Below are 22,872 nucleotides of genomic sequence, written 5' to 3'. Positions count from 1 at the left end.
ACTCCGGCCGGGAGGCGGCGCGGTACCCCTTCCGGCCCCGTTACCCCGCCCGATCGCGCGGCCCGTTCCGCCGTCCGCGCCTGTAAGGATTTCCGACAACGACCTTAGATTATCGGAACAGCGGCGTTTCTCCCAACGAGGTGATCTGTGGACACGTTGACGTCGGATGAGCTGGTCGCCCGCTACAAGCGGAAGTTCGGTCTGGCCCCGAACTACCCCCTCAGCGAAACCATGGTCCGCCAGCATTGGGACCTGGAACGCCAGCTCGCCCGCGAGCTGCTGGATTCCCGGCGCGAAGAGCGCTGGACGGTGTTCGAGCGGAACTACACCACCCTCTACAGCGCGTGCCCCTGGCTGAACGACGCGGTCGACACGGCGGCGCAGAACGACGAGTTGGACTTCCGCCATTTCCTGACGCTGCTCAAAGGCGCGCGGGACGTCTACGAGGTCGGGTCGGGCAAGGGCCGGCTGCTCAGTTATCTGGCCCGCCACGGCCACCGCTGCGTCGCCACCGAGATCACCCGCGAGCGCGGCGAGCGCTGGACCGACGAGCGCTCCAACGTGACGTGGCGCTGCTGCGACGGCGTGAACCTCGCCGAGTTCGAGCCGCGCGGCCATTACGACGCCGTCGTCTCCACCCACGTCATCGAGCATCTCCACCCCGAGGACGTGTCCGTGCACCTGTCCAACGTGCACGCCATCCTCAAGCCGGGCGGCCGCTACGTGCTCAGCATGCCGCACAAGCACGCCGGGCCGATGGACCTGTCGGAGGTCTTCGGGCTGGATGAGCCGATCTGCATGCATCTGCGCGAATACACCTGGAGCGAGACCGAGCGCGCGCTGCGCGAGGCCGGCTTCACCCGGATGGAGGCCGTCTACATCGCCCCGATGGCGGTCCGCCGGCGCATGCACATCCATGGGTCCGGTCGCGCATACCTCGCCTATGTGAAGGCCGTGGAATCCTTCATGGGAGCGATGCCGTTAACCCTACGGCGCAAGCTCGGCAAGCTCGGCCAGCTCTACCTGTTCCGGCCGGAGGTCTTCATGGTGGCTCACAAAAGTCACGAGGGCTGAGGCGGCGGATTTCGGAAACCATTCTGTAACAAGACTTTACACTTCTCCCTCCCCGTGGCCGCAAGGCCCCACTGTGGCGCGGAAACCGCAGCGAAGGCGGTTTCTCGCGCCTCATTCTTTTCACAGCCCAGCGTGGCTTTTGAGCCGCATTTCCCTAAAATCCGAAATACCTCGTTAACCAATTGGGCCTCACCTTTGCTCCACCGAAAATGGAGAGAGGTTACTTCCAATGGCAACGACCACCACGGGTCTCGTCGACACGACCTTCGTCGTCAACGCCTCGGGGCAGGCTGCCGGCGGGATCTGGCCGCAGTTCCGGCTGCTCCTGGATGGTGTCAACCTCGGCCAGGCGACGGTCAGCTCGACCAGCGACGGCCGCTACACCTTCAAGGCCCAGGTCGCACCGGATCAGGCGCACAAGCTGCAGATCGTCTACTTCAACGACGGCTTTGTGAACGGGCAGGACCGCAACCTGCTCGTCAAGTCGCTGGAAGTGAACGGCAAGTCCGTCGCCTCCACCAGCTCGCTGGTCAGCTACGACCGCGGCGCCTCCGATGGCAAGGACGTGATTCCCGGCCAGGAAGGCATGTGGTGGGACGGTTCGCTCGATTTCGCTCTGACCAAGGATTATTTCCCGGTCCCGACGCCGCCGGCCCCCGCCGGCAACACCCAGGTCATCCTGAACCTGCAGGGCAACGCCGCAGCCGGCGTCAACGCGCATTTCAACCTGCTGATCGACGGCAAGAAGGTCGGCGAGGGCATGGCCGGCACCTCGGCCAAGGACTACGCCTTCTCGATCAACGCCACGGCGGATCAGGCGCACAAGGTCCAGATCCAGTACGACAACGACGCCACGATCAACGGCCAGGACCGCAACCTGCTGGTCAACAAGATCACCATCAACGGCAAGTCGGTCCTGCCCACCGACAGCATCGTCACCTATGACAAGGGCGCCTTGGACGGCAAGGACGTGGTCAAGGGCCAGTCCGGCATGTGGTGGAACGGCACGCTGGTCGTCGACGCTGACAAGAGCTTCTTCGCCGGCTCCTCGAACCCGAACAACCCCACCACCCCGACCAACCCGCCGGCCCCCACCCCGACCAAGCCGACCCTGTCGGTCAGCGACGTCTCGGTGACGGAGCCGACCGGCAAGACCACCGGCATCGCGCCGGGCTTCCTGCACACCGAGGGCGGCCAGATCATGGACAGCAGCGGCAAGGCCGTGAAGCTGACCGGCGTGAACTGGTTCGGGGCCGAGGGCTACGCCTTCGCGCCGCAGGGGCTGTGGATGGACAGCTACCAGAGCCACATGAACCAGATGAAGGATCTGGGCTTCAACACCATCCGCCTGCCCTACTCCGACGCGATGCTCGACAACGGCCGCATGCCGACCGGCATCGACTATTCGAAGAACCCCGACCTGCGCGGCAAGACCTCGCTGGAGGTCTTCGACAAGATCATCGACTACGCCGACAAGATCGGCATGAAGATCATCCTCGACCACCACCGCTCCGGCGATGGCGCGTCGGCCAACGAGAACGGGCTCTGGTACACCAGCCAGTACCCGGAATCGAAGATGATCGAAAACTGGAAGATGCTGGCGACCCGTTACAAGGGCAACGACGCCGTCATCGGCGCCGACCTGCACAACGAGCCACACAACCCGGCGACCTGGGGCGACGGCGGCCCGAACGACTGGGCCCGCGCCGCGGAGCGCATCGGCAACGCCATCCAGTCGGTCAACAAGGACTGGCTGCTGATCGTCGAGGGCGTCGAGACCTATCAGAACCAGTGGTACTGGTGGGGCGGCAACCTGCTGGGCGAGAAGAACTACGAGGTCAAGTTCAACGAGCCGGGCAAGCTGGTCTATTCGGTCCACGACTACGGCCCGTCGCTCTACATGATGGACTGGTTCAAGGCCAACAACTTCCCGAACAACATGCCGGCGAAGTGGGACCAGATGTGGGGCCACTTCATCCAGAACGACGAGACCCCGATCCTGGTCGGCGAGTTCGGCAGCCGCATGGAAACCGCCATCGACAAGGCGTGGATGCCCAAGCTGATCCAGTACATGAACGGCGACTGGAACGGCGACGGCAAGATCGACCTCGCCGCGGGCGACCAGGGGGCGAGCTGGACCTACTGGGCCTGGAGCCCCGGTTCGGGCGACACCGGCGGAATCATGAACGACAGCTGGAAGGTGGACTACAACAAGTACAACGCCATCAAGGCGGGCCTGTACAGCAGCACTGCCGCCAGCCCGGTCACCACCGACGCCGTGTTCACGGTGAAGCTGTCCCAGGCCTACAACCAGACGGTGACGGTGGACTACGCCACGGCGGACGGCACGGCCAAGGCCGGTTCGGACTATCTGGCGACCAGCGGCAAGCTGACCTTCGCCGCCGGCGAGACCACCAAGACGGTCGCCGTCAAGGTGCTGAGCGACGACGTGGTCGAGGGTGTCGAGACCTTCAACCTGAAGCTCTCCAACCCGACGCAGGCGACCATCGCCGACGGGACCGGCATCGGCACCATCAACCCGCCTGGCACCGCCCAGGCCCTGTCGGCGGACCTGCTGGCCCACAGCCTGGCCCAGGACACGGCGACGGTGCAGTCGGTGGGCGTGCAGTCCACGCTCGACCTGTCGTCGGTCGACTTCTCGCACATGATGACGGTGGAGGCCGTGAGCCTGATGCTCGAGCATCAGGCCGCGTAACGACCGCGGAAGCGGTGAAGGTCCCCTCTCCCGCCCCGGGAGAGGGTGCCCGCGTAGCGGGCGGGTGAGGGTCGTACGAGGATCAGGCACCGATCCTTGGCGGCACCCTCACCCTTCCCACGCTGACGCGTGGGCCCCTTCCCTCTCCCGGGGCGGGAGAGGGAAAATCTCAGGACGCCGATTGCAGGCGGCGGACGCGGCCCAGCAGCAGCTTGCCCAGCATCGCCCGGCCCGTCGATCCCATGCCCGGACCGAACACCGCCGCCGCCAGGAACACCAGCACCAGCAGCACCTTCTCGGCGGTGAAGGCCGGGTCGACCTCGGTGCCGAACAGGTACCAGCCCGCCGCGTAGGCGAAGGCCGCCGGCACCAGGATCCAGCCGATGCGCACGGCGTTCAGCGGCACCTCGTCGCGGCAGATGCGCCGGCGCACCGTCTCGGTCAGGAGGATCTGGAAGACCTCGCGTCCGAGATTGGCCAGAGCGGCGCCGAGCAGGCCCCACTGCCAGACCAGCGCCAGCGCCAGCGCCGACCCCACCGCGAGGCTGGCCGCGGAGATCCAGGGCAGCACGCCGACGCGCTTGGCCTTCAGGATCGCCACCTCCGGATTCATCCGCACCCCGTGCAGCACATAGGCCAGCACCAGGAAAGGCATGCTGGTCAGCACCGGCGTGTAGTCAGCCGACGCGATCAGCCAGAGGATCTCCGGCGCGGTCAGCGCCAGCCCCAGCCCGGCCCCGGTCAATAGGACGACGAACAGGTGGAAGACGAAGTCCGCCTGGCCGTGGTCCGCCGCGCCGTGCTGGGACTCCAGCCGGCTGACCGACCAGATCTGCAGGAAGGAGGCGGTGAGGAACATGAAGAGGATCTGCGACAGCCGCATCCCGAAGGCGAACAGCCCGACCGCCGCGGTGGACAGCAGGATGTTCAGCAGCCAGCGCGAGACGAAGTTGTTGGCGATGTCGAGCAGCGACTGCGGCGCGTAAGGCAGCCCCAGCGCCGCCACCCGCTTCAGGATCGGCAGGGAGAAGGAGAAGCCCGTGTCCTTCAGGATCGCCACCACCAGCAGGAGGCCGAGCGCCAGGAAGGACGCGCCGTTCGCCAGGAAGATGCCCTCCACCCCGAGGCCGAGCGCCCACAGGAACAGCAGGTTGAAGGCCAGCAGGGCGACGACTTTGGCCAGCGACACCAGCAGGCACAGGCCCGAGCGCTTGCGCGCCCGGTAATAGGCCAGCGCCAGCTCGAACAGGGTGGTCAGGGCGACCCCGGCGAGCGCGATCGCCATCACCGCCGCGTGGCCGGTGTCGCCGAACATCGCCCAGCTTCCCGCCATGCCCAGCGGCCAGGCCAGCCCGACCATCGCCACCGAGGTGCCGACCACCGCCAGCAGGCAGGTGCTGGCGACGCGGCGCCGGTCGCCCTCCTCCGCGTGCTCGAAATAGACGGCGGTGAAGGCGTTGTTCATGCCGATCATCAGCATGACCGCCAGCAGGTCGGCGACCACCACCACCAGCGCGTAGACGCCGAATTCGGAAGGGCTGAGAAGCCGTGTGTAGAGCGGCAGGAGCAAAAGCCCGGCAGCCCGGTTCACCACGTTGGCCAGCATGAACAGCCAACCGTGTTTCAAGATCGTCGCTGCTTCGGACGCCATCAGGAACTCCGCCTAGAACTCCGGTGGGGCGGCGCTGCCGCACCCGCGAACGCAATTCCGATGATTGGAACCGGACCGGGACGTTTCAATTTCGCGTTGGTGCCGTCGTCGTCCTCTTCGGACGTATCCCGATGGCAACCCGTCCCCCCACCCCGGCTCTCCCCCGCTTTCGCAGGGGAGGGAGATGATCGCGGAGCGGCGGCAGTCCCCTCCCCTGCGCTAGCGGGGGAGGGTCAGGGTGGGGGCAACACGGTTCACCAGTCAGGCAGACAACCGGCCCAGCCTGCGAGGGCACTCCACCGCGATCAACGGGGCGTTGGAGACACCCCCTCATCCGGAATCGCCCAACGGAGTCTTATGGGATACGTCCGTGCCTCCACCTCGGCGGGACGGGCAGGCCAACCTGGGGGAAACGCACCGCCGCCCGGTGGCGCACCCGACCATAGGGGAGCGGGAACATCCCTCGAATACCCCCAATTTGCGGGGAGGAAAGGAGTAGCCGGGGAGCGGCGGTGGCAGCGCCGCCACCGATCCGGATGATCCGGACGAAGTCACCCACTTTCCTTAATCTCTTCACACTCATCCAAGGGAATCCACTCTGGATGTAAGGGGTATCGCCGCTGGCGGAGGAAGCCTCTTGTGATTTGTTGATTGACGGCGGCCTTTATCCTAATTCGTGGAGAACAGCGCAACCTCCTGATCTGTCTGCACAGAGCCAAGGCACGCGCTGATATTTGTGTGTCTTTCGAAACACAGAAAGACTCAAAGAAAAAGCTGATGAGAGACCGTCTTACGCTGCGGCGCGTTAGGTCAGGCGCGAGGCGGATGACATTCCGTTTCACACATAAATGGGACCTGCGATGAGCAAACTCGACCCAGAAGCGGTCATCAATCTGGCCCCGGTGAAGAAGACGGCCATGCCGACGGTGGGACCCGGGCTGCTGTTGGCTCTGTCCGACGGCTTCATGCTCGCCCTGCTCGGCTGGACGCTCATCCAGCTGTTCGGAAGCGACACCCTGACTCCGGAAGCGGACCTGTCGCAGCGCGCCCTGGTCACCGGCCTCATGCTGGTGCCGCTGGTGAAATCGGTTTTCGGAATTTATTCGCTGGGCCGCTTCGATTACCTGGAGCGCACCCGCCGCACGTTCCAGGCGGCCCTGCTGTCGGTCGCCGTGCTGGCCGTGCCCTTCATCGTGATGGACGGCTTCCGCTCCTTCTTCGTCGAGGCGCTGTCGGTCGCCCTGATCGGCTTCGCGATCACCTACGCCGCCGACCTGCTGCTGGTGCACGGGCTGATGGCCAGCGCGCTGAACTGGCGCACCCCGGTGGTGATCGTCGGCGCCGGCCCGCAGGGTGCCGCCATCGCGGAGAAGCTGCAGCGCCTGCCCTGGCTGGGGATGCGCCCGGTCTGCTTCTTCGACGACGACGACACGCTGTGGCAGACCCGCGTCGCCAACCTGCCGGTGGTCGGCTCGACCGACCTGCTCGCCAAGTCCCCGGCCTACGCCCAGCAGGCCCAGGCGGCCATTGTCGCCGACATCGGGCGCCATGGCGCTGACCTGACGACTCTGGTCGGCCGGCTGCCCTTCAAGCAGGTCTATTGCCTGCTGGGCGAGGGCAACGTCAGCGCCGTCGACGCCACCTACCACAACCTGCACGGTTCGCTGGCGCTCCGCGTCTCGGTCCGTCCGCCGACCAGCTACCTGCGCATCCGCCGCGCGCTCGACATCCTGCTGTCGGGCCTCCTGCTGGTGGCGGTGGCGCCGCTGATGCTCGGCATCGCCGCGGCGATCCGTCTGGACAGCCCCGGTCCGGTGATGTTCCGCCAGAAGCGCTGGGCCGGCGGCGACAAGACCTTCGACGTGCTGAAGTTCCGCTCGATGCACATCAATGCGGAGGAGCATCTCCAGCGCCTGCTGGAGAACGATCCGAAGATGCGCGAAGAGTACATGACCTACCACAAGCTGACCTACGATCCGCGCATCACCCCGATCGGCCGCTTCCTGCGCAAGACCTCGCTCGACGAGCTGCCGCAGCTGGTGAACATCCTGATGGGCGACATGAGCCTGATCGGCCCGCGCGCCTACATGCCCAAGGAACTGCCGGAGGTCGGCGCCTCGGCCGAGGTCATCGGCTCCGTCCGTCCGGGCCTGACCGGCTACTGGCAGGTGTCGGGGCGCCACCGCACCACCTTCCAGGAACGCGTCGCGATGGACGTCTTCTATGTCCGCAACTGCGGCCTGCTGTTCGACTTCTACATCCTGTGCAAGACGGCGGTGATCGTCCTCAAGGGCGAAGGGTCATGACCCCGCAGCGCTTCATCCAGGCCCCTCTTCCCACCCGGGAGAGGGGCTTTCCCTTTTCTGGGCTCCGCTCCGACGCCGCCGGGACCGGCCGTCATAGGCCCTGCGGGACCCGCAAGATCGGGGTGGATGGCCCAACCGGAGGTAGCCCCGATGGGGACGGCCTCCTTAGGCCTAATGCCTCCGCCCGGCTACAGGTCCGGGCATCGGGTTGGCATCTTCAGAAAACGATGCGGTGCGCCCGCCATGGGCGTTCACTGCCATAGCAGCCCTTTTCACCGGAACAGCGGCCCCATGAAAGTCCTCGAAGTTCTGGAAAAGAGCATCACCGTCTTCTGCATCGTCTCGTTCGGCGGCTCGGTGCTCCCGGCGCTGCTGACCGGCGGCGGAACGACCGATCCGGACGCGCCGGGCGCGGTGATCTACTTCATGGCCGTCTACGTCATGATCCTGGGCCTGATCGCGCTGCGGCCCAGCCTGGCCTTCCGCATCCCGACGGGAAGCCCGGCGGTGTCGCTGATCGTGGCGCTGGCCTTCCTGTCGGCCCTGTGGTCGATCTACCCGGACGTGACGCTGCGCCGCGCGGTGGCCTTCCTGTTCACCACCGCCTTCGCCGTCTATCTGGCGCTGCGCTACACCTTCCCGGAAATCATCCGGATGCTGGCGACCGGCCTGTCGATCCTGATGGTGCTGTCCTACGCCTCGGTCTTCGCCATGCCGGCGGTCGGGCTCGACCACGAGCAGCATGTCGGCGCCTGGAAGGGCATCTTCTGGCAGAAGAACGTGACCGGCCGCATGATGGTCTGGCTGGTGCTCTGCCTGCTCTGGCTCGATTGGACGCGCGAGGGCAAGCGCTGGGTGGTCCGGCCGCTGCTGCTGATGGCCCTGCTGCTGATCGTGATGAGCCGGTCGGGCACCGGCCTGGTGACCTCGATCCTGGTCGCCGGCCTGCTGCTGGCCAGCGGCTTCGTGCGCGGCGGCATCCGCAGCTTCGCCCCGGCCATGGCCTTCGTCCTGCTGGTCGCGGTGGTCGGCATCACCAGCGGCACGACTTTCTGGCACGACATCCTCTACATGCTGGGCCGCGACCCGACGCTGACCGGACGCACGGTGCTGTGGGAACACACGCTGATGTCGATCCAGGACCGCTTCCTGCTCGGCTGGGGCTACGGCGCCTACTGGTACGGAGCCTACGGTCCGGGCAGCACCTTCACCCAGGGCTGGGGCATCAACTCCGCCCACAACGGGTGGATGGAGGCGTGGCTCGACCTCGGCCTGCCCGGCGTGATCCTGACGGCGATGCTGATGGGCCGCCTGCTGATCCAGGGCTTCGGCGCCATCCGCTACAGCGAGAACCGCGCCGAGCCCGCCTGGATCTTCACCGTCGGCTGCGCGCTGCTGCTGATCTCGGTGTCGGAGAGCGTGTTCCTGGAACGCCATTCCCTGAACTGGATCGTGCTGGTGATCGCGGTGACCCGTCTCGTGCAGCGCCGTCGCTGGGCGAAGATGCAGGCCCGGATGCACGACCAGCAGCAGGCCGCCCACGCCGGCTTCGCCAGCTCCTCCCCCTACGGAACCTCCTACGGCGGGCCGTCGGCCGCCGGCTGGAGCGGTCCGGCCCGGCCCGGCTGACGGATACGGAGGCCCCCGCATGTTCCATCCCCCGAAATCTCCGTCGCGACAGAAGGTAGTGTCATGACGCCCCCGCAAGAGATGGTCACCGTCGTCATCCCCACCCGCAACCGGCCGGACATGGTCGCGCGGGCCGTGGAGAGCGCCCTGGCCCAGACCTACGCCCCGCTCGAAGTCGTCGTCGTCATCGACGGCCCCGACCCCGCCACCGAGGAGCGTCTGAGGGCGTTCGGCGATCCGCGCCTGACCGTGATCGCGCTGGAACAGAACCGCGGCGCCGCCGGTGCCCGCAATCTGGGCGTGGAACGCGCGGAAGGCGCCTGGATCGCCTTCCTCGACGACGACGACGAATGGATGCCGGGCAAGATCGCCCTGCAGATGGCCGCCCGCCCGCCCGGCGTGCGCTACCCGATCATGAGCTGCCGCTGCAAGGTGGTCACCGCCCGCGGCGACTTCGAATGGCCGCGGCGCCTGTGCACCCCGCGGGACCGGATCGGCGACTACCTGTTCGTCCGCCACGGGCTGTTCAAGGGCGAGACCTTCGCCCCCACCACCACCCTGCTCGCCCCGAAGGCGCTGCTCCAGCGCCAGCCGATCCCGAAGTCGGCCTTCGACGACTGGGAGTGGCTGATCTCCTGCGGGCAGATCGAAAGCTGCGCCCTGGTGACGGTGCCCGAGGTGCTGGCGATCCATTATACGGAATCCGACCGCATCACCCTGTCCACCTGCCACAACATCGACATGGCCCTGAACTGGGCGGAGTCGGTGCGGCCCCGGCTGTCGCCGCGCGCCTACGCCAGCCTGCTGCTCCAGGCGACCGGCGGGGAGCAGGCGGCGCGGACCCCGGCGGTGCGCAAGCGCATCCTGAAATCGGCGCTGCGCGACGGCGCGCCGACCCCGATGGCGCTGACCACCTTCCTGATGCATTCGCTGATGCCGGTCGGGCTGCGGCGCCGGCTGCGTCAGGCCATCTTCTCGGCTCCCGGCGCGGCGTGAGGGCAGAATGGGTTTGATGGACATGGGTTTCCGGCGCAAGAAGGCGGCCCGCGCCTGCATTGTCTTCGCCACCCCCGGCGCGCTGGACGGCGGCGGGGGGATTGGGCGGATGACGGGCTACATCGTCGACGCCTTCCAGAACAGCCCGGCCGCCCCGGACACCGTGGTGCTCGACACCCGCGGCACCGGCAGCGCCCTGCTGTCGCCGGTCTATCTGGCCGGCACGCTCGCGCGGCTGGGCGCCCTGATGCTGCGCCGCCGCCCGACGGTCGTGCACATCAACGTGTCGGAGAACGCCAGCGTCTGGCGCAAGGCGGTGGTCCAGCTCTTCGCCGGTCTGTTCTCATGCCCCACGGTCGTGCATCTGCACGGCGCGTCCTTCATGGAGTATTTCGACAAGGGGCCGGTGTCCCGCGCGATCAGCCGCTGGCTGTTCGACCGCTGCGGCATCGCCCTGGTGCTCGGCGAGAGCTGGCGGAACTTCCTGGTGCAATCGGTCGGGACGGACCCGCACAAGGTGCGCGTGCTCTACAACGCCGTGCCGGACATCGGCGCCGACCTGCCGGTCCGCGCGGCCCCGCCGGAGGGGGCGATCGTGTCGCTCCTCGTGCTCGCCAACCTGTCGGAGCGCAAGGGCATCGGCACGCTGCTGCGCTCCTGCCGGCTGATGAAGGACCGGGGCTTCCGCTTCCGCGTGACCATCGGCGGCGGCGGCGACGTCGAGGGCTACCGCCGCATGGCGGCGGAGCTGGGCGTGGACGGCGAATGCCGCTTCGAGGGCTGGATCTCCCGCGAGCAGGCGCACGCCCATCTGCGCGACCACGACATGCTGCTGCTGCCCTCGACCCATGAGGGGTTGCCCATGGTGATCCTGGAGGCGCTGTCCACCGGCATGCCGGTGGTCACCACTCCGGTCGGTTCGATCCCGGAGGTGCTGACCGACGGGGAGACGGCGCGCATCGTCCCGGTCAACGACCCGGAGGCGCTGGCCCACGCCGTCCGCGACCTCGCCGCCCAGCCGGCGCTCTACGCGCGCCTGTCGGCGCAGGGGCGCCGGCTGTTCCTGGAGAAATTCGTCATCGAGTCCTATGGCCGCAGCCTTCAGGACATCTATGCGGAGCTGAACCGCCCCGACGCCGTCCGGCGCCCCTCATTGGGAGCGCTGCCCGACGCCGCGGCGGCCAAGCCATCGCTGACCCGCGCGGGCCGACAGTAAGAACCCATTTTCTCCGCGGGGTCCTTTAATTCCTTCCTCCCTGAAGCTTCGCGAGGGGAGCGCGACAGTCAGGAGCGGATATGATCTACATCGTTTCACCCGGCGGCACGCTCGAAAAGGGCGGCATGGGGCGAATCGTCGACAACTTCACGACGGACCTGCGGGAGAACCGTCCCGACGTGAAGTTCGAGGTGATCGACAGCTACGGGCCGGACGCGAAATTCCACCTGATGCCTTTCTACTTCGCCGCCGCGCTGCTGCGCCTGTTCGGCTGCTTCGCGACCGGCAAGGCCCAGCTCGTGCACATCCACATGGCGGAGTATGGCAGCGTCCTGCGCAAGGGGCTGATTGTCGCCATGGCTTCGCTGTTCCGGGTGCCGGTCGTCCTGCATCTGCACGGCGGGCGTTTCCCGAAGCATTACGAGGACGCCAAGCCGCTGTCCCGCTGGGCCATCCGCCACATGATGGAGATGACCAGCGAGGTGGTGGTGCTGGGCGAATACTGGCGCAACTGGGTGGTCACCACCTTCCCGGCGGTGCGCCGCACGACCCTGCTGCACAACGCCGTGCCGGGGCCGGAAACCATCCCGGAGCGCGCGGAGGACGGGCCGGTGCGCCTGCTGTTCCTCGGCCGCCTGATCAAGCTGAAGGGCATCGACGTGCTGCTCGACGCCCTGGCGTCGGAGGCCTGCCGCAGCCGCTCCTGGCAGCTGACCATCGCCGGCGACGGCGACCTGGAGACCTACCGCGCCCAGGCCAAGGCGCTCGGGCTTGAGGAGCACGTGCGCTTCACCGGCTGGCTCGACCAGACCGGCTGCCGCAAGGAGCTGGTGCAGGCCCATGTGCTGGTCCAGCCCTCGATGTTCGAGGGGCTGCCGATGTCAGTGCTGGAGGCCATGGCCAACGGCCTGACCATCGTCGCCACCCCGGTCGGCAGCGTGGGCGACGCCATCGCCGACGACGAGACCGGCCTGCTGGTGCCGCCGGGCGACCGGGCGGCCCTGGCCGAGGCGCTGGCCCGCGTGATCGACGACGCGGAGCTGCGCCGCCGGCTGGGCCAGGGCGCCCGCCGCCGCTTCGAACGGCAGTTCGACATCGCCGTCTACCGGGAGCGCATCGTCGAGATCTACCGCCGCAACGCCCGCGGCTGGCTGTCCGAATCGGCGCCCGCGGCGTCGATCGGGCCGCGCCGGGCGCGCTCCGGCTGACGATCCCACCGATCCGGGCCCGGTTCAGAACCGGGCCCGTCCTGCCTTTCAACCGGTCCGCAACCGCCTCGCCAGACAGAACGAAGGACCGGACACACAGCAGAGGTCCAATCCCCATGAAGCAAGCCATCGCGGCCGGAATCGTGCGCTGGACGGGAGTCGGTGCCCTGTTCCGAAATCTGTTCGCGCGCCGGAACGTGACGATCGTCGTGTATCACGATCCGGACCCGGAGGTGATGCGCGCGCATCTCGCCTGGTACGCCGAACGCTACAGTTTCACCACGCTGGACGCGGTGGCCGATGCGCTGGAAAGCGGGCGGTGGGGTGACCTGCCGCCCTATCCGCTTGTCATCACCTTCGACGACGGCCACCGCAACAACGCCCGCCTGGAATCCCTGTTCACGGAATTCGGGGTGCGCCCGACCATCTACCTGTGCAGCCGCGTGGTCGGCACCGCCCGCCCCTATTGGTGGAAGACCGCCGCCGCCGGGCGAATCGGCGCCGAGACTTTGAAGCGCCTCCCCGACCCGGAGCGGCGCCGCCGGCTTGCCGAGGCCGGCGACGATCCCGACCGGGACGGCGCCGACCGCCAGTCGCTGACCTGGGACGAGGTCCGGCGTCTGGCCACCGTCACCGACTACGGAGCCCACACCCGCACCCACCCGATCCTCCTGCAATGCGACGACCAGCGCTGCGCCGAGGAGATCGCTCTGTGCAAGACCGAGCTGGAGGAGGCCACCGGCCTGCCCTGCCGCCATTTCGCCTTCCCCAATGGCGATTTCAGCGACCGCGAGGTGGCGATCATCCGGCAGGCCGGCTACCGAACCGCGCGCACCATCGATCCGGGCTGGAACGGCCCGAAGGCTGACCCGCTGCGCCTGCACGCCGTGCCGATTTCCGACGACGCCTCGGTCGACTGGCTGTCGGTGCAGGTGACCGGCATCCCGGCCTGGCTGCGCAAGCGCAAGAACGGCGGCGTCACGCAGGCCCCCACCCCGACGCACGGCGATCCGCTGCCGGCGGCGTGATTTTTTAATTTTCCCTCTCCCGCCCCGGGAGAGGGAAGGGGCCCGCGCGCAGCGTGGGAAGGGTGAGGGTACGGCAACGGCCAAGTGCTTGATCCTTGTTTTCACCCTCACCCGGCGCCTTCGGCGCCACCCTCTCCCGGGACGGGAGAGGGAATTAGGGCGCCGCCCCCTCAGCAACCATGACGAGAGCGATAGGCCCGCCTACGCCGCAAGTCAGAGAGGGTTCCCCAAGAGTACGAGAAGGTATTCCCTGCTCAATTGCAATGACCCTGAGTGGTTAGCCACTGTCTTCACCGTCCGATCATCCTTTGCACTCTCGAAAACACCGCATTCGAATGCAATAAAGAATGACGTACTCGGCGGCGTTGCCGAAACCTCGCTGCAAGGAACGGGAAACCCCTTTCCCAATCCCACGCAACGAGGCGGTAGCACCGAAAGGAACGGATCGGCCCTTTGGATTAATCCCCCAACGACGCCGACCCTCCGTCCCGATCTGCCGGCCAAGGATCGACGACCACACCCACAGGAGTTGCCAGCGACATGCGGACCGCCACCATGACCACCGATACGACGACCCTGAGCGCACCCGCCACCCAGGAGATCCGCGCCTTCATCGTGGAGAACTTCCTGCTCGGCAGCGACTCCGGCTTCGACAACGCCGAATCCCTGCTGGAGACCGGCATCATCGACTCGACCGGCATCATGCACGTCGTGGCCTTCCTCGAGGAGCACTTCGGCATCATCGTCGAGGACGAGGACATGGTCGCCGACAACCTCGAGTCGGTCAGCCGCATCGCCGCCTACGTCGAGCGCAAGCGGACCCTGAAGGACGCGGCCTGATCCTTCCGCCAGGACGGAACGGGTCATCGGGACAGTCACCGAAGCCAGGCAAGGGAACAGCGTCATGGCGCACCTGCTTCATCAGTTCCTCAGCGAGACCGCCGCAAGCCGGCCGCACCACACCGCGCTGATCGCGGGAGAGAACGCCGTCACCTTCGCCGAGCTGGACCGCCAGAGCGACGCCGTCGCCTGCGCGCTCCAGTCCGCCGGGGTGGTGCGCGGCGACCGCGTGGCGGTCATGCTGGAGAACTCGATCGAGTATGTCGCCGGCCTGTTCGGCGCGCTGAAGGCCGGGGCCGTCTATGTCCCCGTCAACCCGTCCACCAAGGCGGACAAGCTGGCCTACATCCTGACCGACGCCGGCGTGCGGGCGCTGATCGCTCCCGCCGCGCTCGCCCGGCAGGTTGTGCCGGCGGCTGGCGAGGCGCCTCACCTCGCCACCACGCTGTGGGTTGGGCCCGCCGTGCCGGCCGGGGCCGGCGGGCTCTCCTTCACGGACATCGTGGCCACCCACCCGGACCCCCAGTCCGGAGGGTTCAAACCGCAGGACCGCGGCCTGATCGACCAGGATCTTGCCGCCATCCTCTACACCTCGGGAACCACCGGGCGGCCCAAGGGCGTCATGCTCAGCCACGCCGCGCTGGTGAACACCACCTGGTCGATCTCCACCTATCTGGAGAACACCCCCGACGACATCGTGATGTGCGTCCTGCCGCTGACCTTCGGGTACGGCCTGTCGCAGATCCTGACCGGGGCGCGAGTTCGGCTTCACGGTGGTCCTGGAACGCTCCTTCGCCTTCCCGGCGGAAACGCTGGCGCGCATGGTGAAGCACCGCATCACCGGCCTGCCCGGCGTGCCCACCTTCTTCTCCACGCTGCTGGGGATGGAGGCGATGAAGACCGCCGATCTGTCCTCGCTGCGCTATCTGACCAACGCGGCGGCCCCGCTGCCGACCGCCCACATCGACCGCCTGCGCGAGCGCTTTCCGGATGCCGCCTTCTACTCGATGTACGGCATGACGGAATGCTGCACCCGCATCTGCTACCTCGATCCGCGCGACCTCGGCACCAAGACCGCCTCGGTGGGCCGGGCCATCCCCAACTGCGAAGCCTATGTGGTGGACGAGCTGGGCAACCGCGCCGCCCCCGGTGAGGTTGGCGAGCTGGTGGTCCGCGGCGCCAACGTGATGCGCGGCTACTGGAACCGCCCGGAGGAAACCGCCAAGCGCCTGCGCAGCGGGCCGCAGGGCGAGACCCTGCTCTACACCGGCGACCTCTTCACCATGGACGCCGACGGTTGCCTCTACTTCGTCAGCCGCAAGGACGACGTGTTCAAGTGCCGCGGCGAGAAGGTCAGCCCCAAGGAGGTCGAGAACGCCCTCTACGAGCTGGAAGCCGTGGTCGAGGCCGCCGTTCTCGGTGTGCCCGACGCCGCCGACGGCATGGCGGTGAAGGCCTATCTGGTCGTCCGCCCCGGCGCCACCCTGACCGAGATGGCGATCCGCCAGCACTGCCGGGGCCGCCTGGAAAGCCATCTGGTGCCCAAATTCATCGAGATCCGCGACGAGTTGCCGAAGACCGACTCCGGCAAGATCCGGCGCGCGACGCTCGCCGAAACCGCCTGATCCTTTTCCGCTGATCACGACACACAGGAGAGCGTGCGATGTGTGGTGTCGCCGGAGTTCTCGCCGGGCCGCGTGCCGAGCCCGCCGGACTCGACGAACTGAAGCGCATGATCGCCATGATCGGGCATCGCGGCCCGGACGGCTACGGCTTCTACCGCGACGGGCGGATCGGGCTCGCCCATGCGCGCCTCAGCATCGTCGGCTTGGCCGGCGGCTTCCAGCCGATCCACAACGAGGAGCGGACTCTCTGGATCACCTTCAACGGCGAGATCTTCAACCACGTCGAGCTGCGGCGTGACCTGGAGGCGCGCGGGCACCGCTTCTACACCCGCACCGACACCGAGGTGATCGTCCACGCCTTCGAGGAGTACGGCCCCGCCGCCTGGGCCAAGCTGAACGGCCAGTTCGCCATCGGGCTGTGGGACGCGGTGAAGCGCGAGCTGTGGCTGGTCCGCGACCGGCTGGGCATCCTGCCGCTGTTCTACGCCCGCAGCGGCGACCATCTCGCCTTCGCGTCGGAGGCCAAGGCCCTGTTCGGCGGCGGCCGCATCGAGCCGCGCTTCGACGCCGCCCGCCTCGCCCAAGTTTTCACCCACTGGAGCGTCGCCCCCCAGGGCAGCGTCTTCGCCGGGGTGCAGAGCGTGCCGCCGGCCACCGCCATCCGCATCGACGCCGACCTGCGCCTGCACGAGGACCGCTATTGGGAGCCGGACATGGCCGGCGACCCCGCCCTGTCCCGCATCACGCTGGACGAGGCGGCGGACCGGCTGGAGGAGAAGCTGCTCGACGCCATCCGCCTGCGGCTGCGCGCCGACGTGCCGGTGGGCGTCTACATCAGCGGCGGGCTGGACAGCTCGGTCATCGCGGCGCTGGCCCGCAAGCTCGACACCACGCAGATGCACAGCTTCGGCGTGCGCTTCGCCGACAACGCCTTCGACGAGACGCCGCAGCAGCGGCTGGTCGCCGGCCATGTCGGGACGGAGCATCACGACATTCTCTGCACGGCGGAGGACATCCAGGCGGCCCTGCCCGACGTGATCTGGCACGGCGAATCGCCGCTGGTCCGCACCGCCCCGGCGCCGCTCTTCCTGCTCTCCCGCCTCGTCCGCGACAGCGGTATCCGCGTCGTGCTGTCCGGTGAGGGCGCCGACGAGTGGCTGGCCGGCTACGACATCTTCAAGGAGGACAAGGTCCGCCGCTTCTGGGCGCGGCAGCCGCACTCCACGGCGCGCCCGAAGCTGCTCAGCCGCATCCATCCCTACGCCGCCACCAGCGGCCAGAAGGACAGCCCGCTTTGGCAGGCCTTCTGGAAGCGCGGCATGACGGAGACGGACGATCCCTTCTACGCCCACCGCATCCGCTGGCAGAACACCGCCTGGACCCAGCGCCTGCTGGCGCCGAACGTGCGCTCCGCCGCCAACGCGCAGGCCTTCGACGAGGCCGTCGCCGCCCATCTGCCCGCCGGCTGGTCGCGCTGGAGCCCGCTCGCCCGCACCCAGTGGACGGAGATCGCCGCCTTCATGTCGCCCTACCTGCTGACCAGCCAGGGCGACCGGGTGGCGATGGCCAACAGCATCGAGGTCCGCTATCCCTTCCTCGATCCGGAGGTGGACGACCTCTGCGCCGCCCTGCCCGACCGGGTCAAGATGCTGGGGCTGCGCGACAAGCTGGCGCTGCGCCGCGTCGCCTCGCGCCTGCTGCCGGCGGAGATCTTCCACCGCCCGAAGCGCCCTTACCGCGCCCCGATGACCACCGCCCTCTTCGGCGCCCGGGCCCCGGCCTATGTCCAGGACCTGCTGTCCGAGGAGTCGCTGAACCGCTACGGGCTGGTCGACGCCGCCGGCGTCGCCGCGCTCGCCGCCAAGGCCCACCGCACCGACGGCCGCATGGCCGGCGAGCGCGAGGAGATGGCCCTGGTCGGCGTTCTCACCCTCCAGATGCTCGCCCGGAACGTGCTGGACGAGCTTCCGGGCCGGGCCTCGACGCTCCGCGCCCGCTTGGACGCCGCGCCCATCCACATTCTCGAAGAGCATTTGGACCGCGCCGCCGCCGCCTGATCCGGCGGCCCGGCGCGGTCCCCAAGGCACAGTCCTTCTCACAGTCCCCTTCTCACAGTCGATGCAACAACGCCAACCGGGAAAACCGACACCATGCTGAACGCCCTGCATCCCTTCGACGCCAACGCCCTCTCGCTCGACTGCGCGGCGGCTGCCCGGGAGATCGAACAGTTCATCCAGCGCACCGTCGCCCATGACCTGAAGCGCCAGGGCATCGTGCTCGGCGTGTCCGGCGGCATCGACAGCTCGGTCTGCGCGGCGTTGGCCGTCCGCGCGCTGGGGCCGGAGCGCGTCCTGGCCATCCTGATGCCGGAGAAGGAATCCTCGCCGGACAGCACCCGCCGCGGCCGGTTGCTCTGCGAGAGCCTGGGCATCGAGCCAATCATGGAGAACCTGACCGCTCCGCTGACCGCGCTCGGCTGCTACGACCGCCGCGACAGCGCCATCCGCCGTCTCTTCCCGGAATACGGTCCGGGCTGGAAGCAGAAGATCGGCTTGGCCGCCGGCCTGCTCGACGCCGACCGCGTCAATTACTTCACCATGACGGTGGAATCGCCGGAAGGCGACCGCCAAACCAGCCGCATGCCGGTGGACGTCTATCTGTCGGTGGTCGCCGCCACCAACCTGAAGCAGCGCGTCCGCAAGACCATGGAATACACCCACGCCGACCGGCTGAACTACGCGGTCCTCGGCACGCCGAACCGGCTGGAGTATGAACTGGGCTTCTTCGTGCGCGGCGGCGACGGTCTGGCCGACCTCAAGCCGATCGCCCATCTGTTCAAGACACAGGTCTACCAGATGGCCGCCTATCTCGGCCTGCCCGATGACATCCAGAGCCAGTCGCCGAGCACCGACACCTACACCCTGCCGCAGTCGCAGGAGGAGTTCTACTACGCCATCCCCTACGACAAGCTGGACCTGGCGCTCTGCGCCTACGGCCGCGGCGTGCCGGAGGACGAGGCGGCCCGCGCCCTCAACCTGTCGGTCGAGCAGGTCCGCCGCGTCTACAAGGACATCGTCCTGAAGCGCCGCACGTCGGGCCGCATCCTGCGCAACGCCGCGCTGGTGCAGCCGGTCGAGGTGGATGGGAGCGACGCATGACCGCAATGCCCTGGCTTCAGCGGGGTGTGGAACGGTTCATGTCCGAGGATCGCGTCGCGCTGGAGTCCTTCCAGCGCGACCACTTCGGCGCGGACTCCCCGCTGCTGGACGACACCCATTTCAATTGGCTGTTCGAGGAGCCGCCGACCCCCGATCCGGAGGGGATGCAGCTCTGGGTCTGCAAGCGGAACGGGGGGATCGTCGGCCAGCAGGCGGGCATTCCCTTCGCGTTGAAGGTGGGGCAGCGGCTGCGCCGTGCCTCCTGGGCGATCGACCTGATGGTCGCTCCGGAATGGCGGCTGCGCGGCGTCGGGCCGGGCCTGTCGGAGACCCACGCCGCCGCCAGCGAGGTGAGCGTCTCCCTGTCGATGACCGACGCCGCCTACAAATCCTACAAGCGGGCGGGCTGGCTCGATCTCGGCAACGTCCCGACCTATCTGCGCGTGATCGATCCGCCACGCTGCCTGCGCGTCAGCCCCTATGACGGCGGACTGGCCCGCCTGATGGCGCGGCTGGGCAAGCCGGCGATGAGCGCCGCTTCGCTGGTCGGCCACGCGGCCGCCCGGACCTTCGGCGCCCGGCTGGTCGAGGTCGAGCGCTTCGACGAGCGGATGGACGGGCTGTGGGAGGCCGCGGCGCCGCAGCATCTCTGTGCCGCCCGGCGCGACCACGCCTATCTCCAGTGGCGCTTCGACAAGATCCCCAACGCGGCGCGGCACCGCCGCTTCCTCGTCATGCGCGGTGAGACGGTGGTGGCCTATGTGGTCCTGCGGGTGGACCGCTGGCGCGGCGAGAGTGTCGGGGTGGTCTGCGATTATCTGGCCCGTCCGGGCTGGCTGATGCCCGCCTTCGCCCTGCTGGTCGAGCGCGCCCGGCGGGACCGGCTGGTCGCCCTGCTCTGCCGCACGTTGAACGCGCAGGCGGCTCGTCCCCTGTCGATGATGGGCTTCCTGTGCCTGAAGAACGGTCTGCGCCAGCCGACCCGGATGATGGCCCGCCCCGCCGCCGACCGCCCGGAGCTGACCCCGCTGATCGGCGACCCGAAGAACTGGTTCGTCACCGCCGCCGACAGCGACATGGGCTTCAAGGATCTCGGCGGGTAAGCAGCTCCGCCAGAAACGAAAAGGGCGCCCGCATGGCTGCGGGCGCCCTTTTCGTTGGGTCGTGCATAAAGTCGAGACTGTGAGGATGCATAATCCGAGCGCATGAGCGGTTTGCCGCTGCACACGACGTTCATGAAGGATCAAGCCATTCGAGCGATTAGTAAGGCTCAGCTTCAGGCGTTGCCGCCCGTCCACATGCCTCCTATCGACGTGATGGTCTGTCACGGCTCTCAAGGGAGTTCTGGTTTTGAGGTGGGTTTCCCGCTTAGATGCTTTCAGCGGTTATCCCGTCCATACTTAGCTACCCGGCCATGCCACTGGCGTGACAACCGGTGCACCAGAGGTATGTCCATCCCGGTCCTCTCGTACTAGGGACAGATCCTCGCAAAACTCCGACACCCACGGCAGATAGGGACCGAACTGTCTCACGACGTTCTAAACCCAGCTCACGTACCACTTTAATCGGCGAACAGCCGAACCCTTGGGACCTGCTCCAGCCCCAGGATGTGATGAGCCGACATCGAGGTGCCAAACGACTCCGTCGATATGGACTCTTGGGAGTCATCAGCCTGTTATCCCCGGCGTACCTTTTATCCGTTGAGCGATGGCCCGTCCACATGGAACCACCGGATCACTATGGCCGACTTTCGTCTCTGCTCGACTTGTCTGTCTTGCAGTCAGGCGGGCTTATGCCATTGCACTCGTCGAGCGATTTCCGACCGCTCTGAGCCCACCATCGCGCGCCTCCGTTACACTTTGGGAGGCGACCGCCCCAGTCAAACTACCCGCCATGCAGGGTCCCGGCTCCGGATCAACGGAGCGCGGTTAGATGCCAGAGACCTCAAGGGTGGTATTTCAAGGATGGCTTCACCCGAGCTGGCGCCCGGGCTTCCTAGCCTCCCACCTATCCTACACATGAGATCCCTAGCACCACTGCAAAGCTGTAGTAAAGGTGCACGGGGTCTTTCCGTCTGACCGCGGGTACTCCGCATCTTCACGGAGAGTTCAATTTCGCTGAGTTGGTGTTGGAGACAGCGGGGAAGTCGTTACGCCATTCGTGCAGGTCGGAACTTACCCGACAAGGAATTTCGCTACCTTAGGACCGTTATAGTTACGGCCGCCGTTTACCGGGGCTTCAATTCGGAGCGTGAACCCCTCCTCTTAACCTTCCGGCACCGGGCAGGCGTCAGACCCTATACGTCGCCTTGTACGGCTTCGCAGAGCCCTGTGTTTTTAGTAAACAGTCGCCACCCCCTGGTCTGTGCCCCCCGCCATGGCTTGCGCCACAACGGGGCCCTCTTCTTCCGAAGTTACGAGGGCAATTTGCCGAGTTCCTTCAACACCATTCTCTCAAGCGCCTGGGTATACTCTACCAGTCCACCTGTGTCGGTTTGGGGTACGGTCTGATGCGGGGGCTGTTTCCTGGAACGGGTCCCCAGCCGGGCCAATCCGATAAGGCCCGACACGCTTTCCCATTCGTCACACACCCGCTGGCCCACGAATATTAACGTGGTTCCCATCGACTACGCCTTTCGGCCTCGCCTTAGGGGCCGGCTCACCCTGCGTGGATTAACCTTGCGCAGGAACCCTTGGACTTTCGGCGACAGTGTTTCTCACACTGTTTGTCGCTACTCATGTCAGCATTCTCACTTCCGATACCTCCAGGCGGCCTCACGGACACCCTTCGCAGGCTTACGGAACGCTCCGCTACCACGTGTCAAAGACACATCCGCAGCTTCGGTACACGGCTTGAGCCCCGATACATTTTCGGCGCAGGCCGGCTTAACTAGACCAGTGAGCTATTACGCTTTCTTTAAAGGATGGCTGCTTCTAAGCCAACCTCCTGGTTGTCATGGCCTTCCCACATCCTTTCCCACTTAGCCGTGATTTGGGGACCTTAGCTGGCGGTCTGGGCTGTTTCCCTCTCGACGATGGACCTTAGCACCCACCGTCTGTCTGCCGGGCTGTGCTCCACGGTATTCGGAGTTTGGTTAGGTTTGGTAAGCCGCGAGGCCCCCTAGCCCATCCAGTGCTCTACCCCCGTGGGCAATCGCCCGACGCGCTACCTAAATAGCTTTCGCGGAGAACCAGCTATTTCCCGGTTTGATTGGCCTTTCACCCCTAGCCACAGGTCATCTCCGACTTTTTCAACAGGCGTGAGTTCGGTCCTCCAGTGCGTGTTACCGCACCTTCAACCTGCCCATGGCTAGATCACCGGGTTTCGGGTCTACAGCAAGCAACTCAAGCGCCCTGTTCAGACTCGCTTTCGCTGCGCCTCCGGCTATCGCCTTAAGCTCGCTGCTTACTGTAAGTCGCTGACCC

At 67.0% G+C, this 22,872-nt stretch carries 14 protein-coding genes, 1 rRNA gene and 1 pseudogene (1 of these 16 running past the window's edge); 14 read left to right on the top strand and 2 right to left on the bottom strand.

The window, feature by feature from the left end; genetic code table 11:
- The first annotated feature begins 147 nt into the window (after positions 1 to 147).
- On the top strand, positions 148 to 1,074 hold the full coding sequence (locus ACWPN5_RS16855) for a class I SAM-dependent methyltransferase (protein ID WP_200479204.1): 927 nt from the start codon (positions 148 to 150) through the stop codon (positions 1,072 to 1,074).
- Between the two features lie 229 nt (positions 1,075 to 1,303).
- Complete coding sequence (locus ACWPN5_RS16850) at positions 1,304 to 3,790, top strand: cellulase family glycosylhydrolase (RefSeq protein WP_492296422.1); 2,487 nt, start codon at positions 1,304 to 1,306, stop codon at positions 3,788 to 3,790.
- Between the two features lie 169 nt (positions 3,791 to 3,959).
- Here the strand turns inward: ACWPN5_RS16850 and ACWPN5_RS16845 are convergent, their stop codons facing one another.
- Positions 3,960 to 5,441: a lipopolysaccharide biosynthesis protein gene (locus ACWPN5_RS16845; RefSeq protein ID WP_200478588.1), complete on the bottom strand. Its 1,482-nt coding sequence runs from the start codon at positions 5,439 to 5,441 to the stop codon at positions 3,960 to 3,962.
- Positions 5,442 to 6,301: 860 nt separating this feature from the next.
- Between ACWPN5_RS16845 and ACWPN5_RS16840 the strand changes: the two genes are divergently transcribed.
- The 12 genes and pseudogenes from ACWPN5_RS16840 to ACWPN5_RS16785 all read left to right on the top strand — a co-directional run bounded on the left by ACWPN5_RS16840 (position 6,302) and on the right by ACWPN5_RS16785 (position 20,550).
- The gene (locus tag ACWPN5_RS16840; RefSeq protein ID WP_145689894.1) at positions 6,302 to 7,747 is read left to right on the top strand and encodes an exopolysaccharide biosynthesis polyprenyl glycosylphosphotransferase; all 1,446 of its coding nucleotides are present in this window, start codon (positions 6,302 to 6,304) and stop codon (positions 7,745 to 7,747) included.
- Between the two features lie 291 nt (positions 7,748 to 8,038).
- Positions 8,039 to 9,376, top strand: a complete 1,338-nt coding sequence (locus tag ACWPN5_RS16835; protein ID WP_145689893.1) for an O-antigen ligase family protein — start codon at positions 8,039 to 8,041, stop codon at positions 9,374 to 9,376.
- A 63-nt stretch (positions 9,377 to 9,439) separates the two neighbouring features.
- Positions 9,440 to 10,372, top strand: coding sequence for a glycosyltransferase family 2 protein (locus tag ACWPN5_RS16830; RefSeq protein ID WP_145689892.1), 933 nt, complete (start codon positions 9,440 to 9,442; stop codon positions 10,370 to 10,372).
- 16 nt (positions 10,373 to 10,388) lie between these two features.
- A complete protein-coding gene (locus ACWPN5_RS16825) occupies positions 10,389 to 11,588 on the top strand; it encodes a glycosyltransferase family 4 protein (RefSeq protein WP_492296420.1) in 1,200 nt (399 codons plus the stop codon).
- Between the two features lie 80 nt (positions 11,589 to 11,668).
- Entirely contained in the window at positions 11,669 to 12,796 is a 1,128-nt protein-coding gene (locus ACWPN5_RS16820; protein ID WP_200478586.1) for a glycosyltransferase family 4 protein, read from the top strand.
- A 116-nt stretch (positions 12,797 to 12,912) separates the two neighbouring features.
- Positions 12,913 to 13,824: a polysaccharide deacetylase family protein gene (locus ACWPN5_RS16815; protein ID WP_145689889.1), complete on the top strand. Its 912-nt coding sequence runs from the start codon at positions 12,913 to 12,915 to the stop codon at positions 13,822 to 13,824.
- Positions 13,825 to 14,364: 540 nt separating this feature from the next.
- Positions 14,365 to 14,664 (top strand): acyl carrier protein, encoded by a 300-nt coding sequence (locus tag ACWPN5_RS16810; RefSeq protein WP_145679156.1) that lies wholly within the window; start codon positions 14,365 to 14,367, stop codon positions 14,662 to 14,664.
- Between the two features lie 64 nt (positions 14,665 to 14,728).
- Positions 14,729 to 15,355, top strand: a pseudogene (locus tag ACWPN5_RS16805) (AMP-binding protein); the annotation flags it as partial.
- 82 nt (positions 15,356 to 15,437) lie between these two features.
- Positions 15,438 to 16,289, top strand: coding sequence for a class I adenylate-forming enzyme family protein (locus tag ACWPN5_RS16800; protein ID WP_492296417.1), 852 nt, complete (start codon positions 15,438 to 15,440; stop codon positions 16,287 to 16,289).
- Positions 16,290 to 16,327: 38 nt separating this feature from the next.
- Positions 16,328 to 18,346 (top strand): asparagine synthase (glutamine-hydrolyzing), encoded by a 2,019-nt coding sequence (gene asnB / locus ACWPN5_RS16795; RefSeq protein WP_492296416.1) that lies wholly within the window; start codon positions 16,328 to 16,330, stop codon positions 18,344 to 18,346.
- A 93-nt stretch (positions 18,347 to 18,439) separates the two neighbouring features.
- A complete protein-coding gene (gene nadE / locus ACWPN5_RS16790; protein WP_137141467.1) occupies positions 18,440 to 19,447 on the top strand; it encodes an NAD(+) synthase in 1,008 nt (335 codons plus the stop codon).
- Between the two features lie 38 nt (positions 19,448 to 19,485).
- Positions 19,486 to 20,550, top strand: coding sequence for a GNAT family N-acetyltransferase (locus ACWPN5_RS16785; protein WP_492296413.1), 1,065 nt, complete (start codon positions 19,486 to 19,488; stop codon positions 20,548 to 20,550).
- A 136-nt stretch (positions 20,551 to 20,686) separates the two neighbouring features.
- Here the strand turns inward: ACWPN5_RS16785 and ACWPN5_RS16780 are convergent.
- A 23S ribosomal RNA gene (locus ACWPN5_RS16780) occupies positions 20,687 to 22,872 on the bottom strand; it runs 559 nt beyond the window's last position.

It is taken from the genome of Azospirillum sp. UENF 211521 (assembly GCF_058780535.1).
The sequence above is the reverse complement of the archived record's forward strand: the minus strand, read 5'-3'. Positions and strand labels throughout refer to the sequence as shown.

Excerpts from the sequence above, each read along its gene's own strand:
- ACWPN5_RS16850 (WP_492296422.1), top strand. The coding sequence starts at position 1,304 with ATGGCAACGACCACCACGGGTCTCGTCGACACGACCTTCGTCGTCAAC.
- ACWPN5_RS16845 (WP_200478588.1), bottom strand. The coding sequence starts at position 5,441 with ATGGCGTCCGAAGCAGCGACGATCTTGAAACACGGTTGGCTGTTCATG.
- ACWPN5_RS16840 (WP_145689894.1), top strand. The coding sequence starts at position 6,302 with ATGAGCAAACTCGACCCAGAAGCGGTCATCAATCTGGCCCCGGTGAAG.
- ACWPN5_RS16835 (WP_145689893.1), top strand. The coding sequence starts at position 8,039 with ATGAAAGTCCTCGAAGTTCTGGAAAAGAGCATCACCGTCTTCTGCATC.
- ACWPN5_RS16830 (WP_145689892.1), top strand. The coding sequence starts at position 9,440 with ATGACGCCCCCGCAAGAGATGGTCACCGTCGTCATCCCCACCCGCAAC.
- ACWPN5_RS16825 (WP_492296420.1), top strand. The coding sequence starts at position 10,389 with ATGGACATGGGTTTCCGGCGCAAGAAGGCGGCCCGCGCCTGCATTGTC.
- ACWPN5_RS16820 (WP_200478586.1), top strand. The coding sequence starts at position 11,669 with ATGATCTACATCGTTTCACCCGGCGGCACGCTCGAAAAGGGCGGCATG.
- ACWPN5_RS16815 (WP_145689889.1), top strand. The coding sequence starts at position 12,913 with ATGAAGCAAGCCATCGCGGCCGGAATCGTGCGCTGGACGGGAGTCGGT.
- ACWPN5_RS16810 (WP_145679156.1), top strand. The coding sequence starts at position 14,365 with ATGCGGACCGCCACCATGACCACCGATACGACGACCCTGAGCGCACCC.
- asnB (WP_492296416.1), top strand. The coding sequence starts at position 16,328 with ATGTGTGGTGTCGCCGGAGTTCTCGCCGGGCCGCGTGCCGAGCCCGCC.
- nadE (WP_137141467.1), top strand. The coding sequence starts at position 18,440 with ATGCTGAACGCCCTGCATCCCTTCGACGCCAACGCCCTCTCGCTCGAC.
- ACWPN5_RS16785 (WP_492296413.1), top strand. The coding sequence starts at position 19,486 with ATGTCCGAGGATCGCGTCGCGCTGGAGTCCTTCCAGCGCGACCACTTC.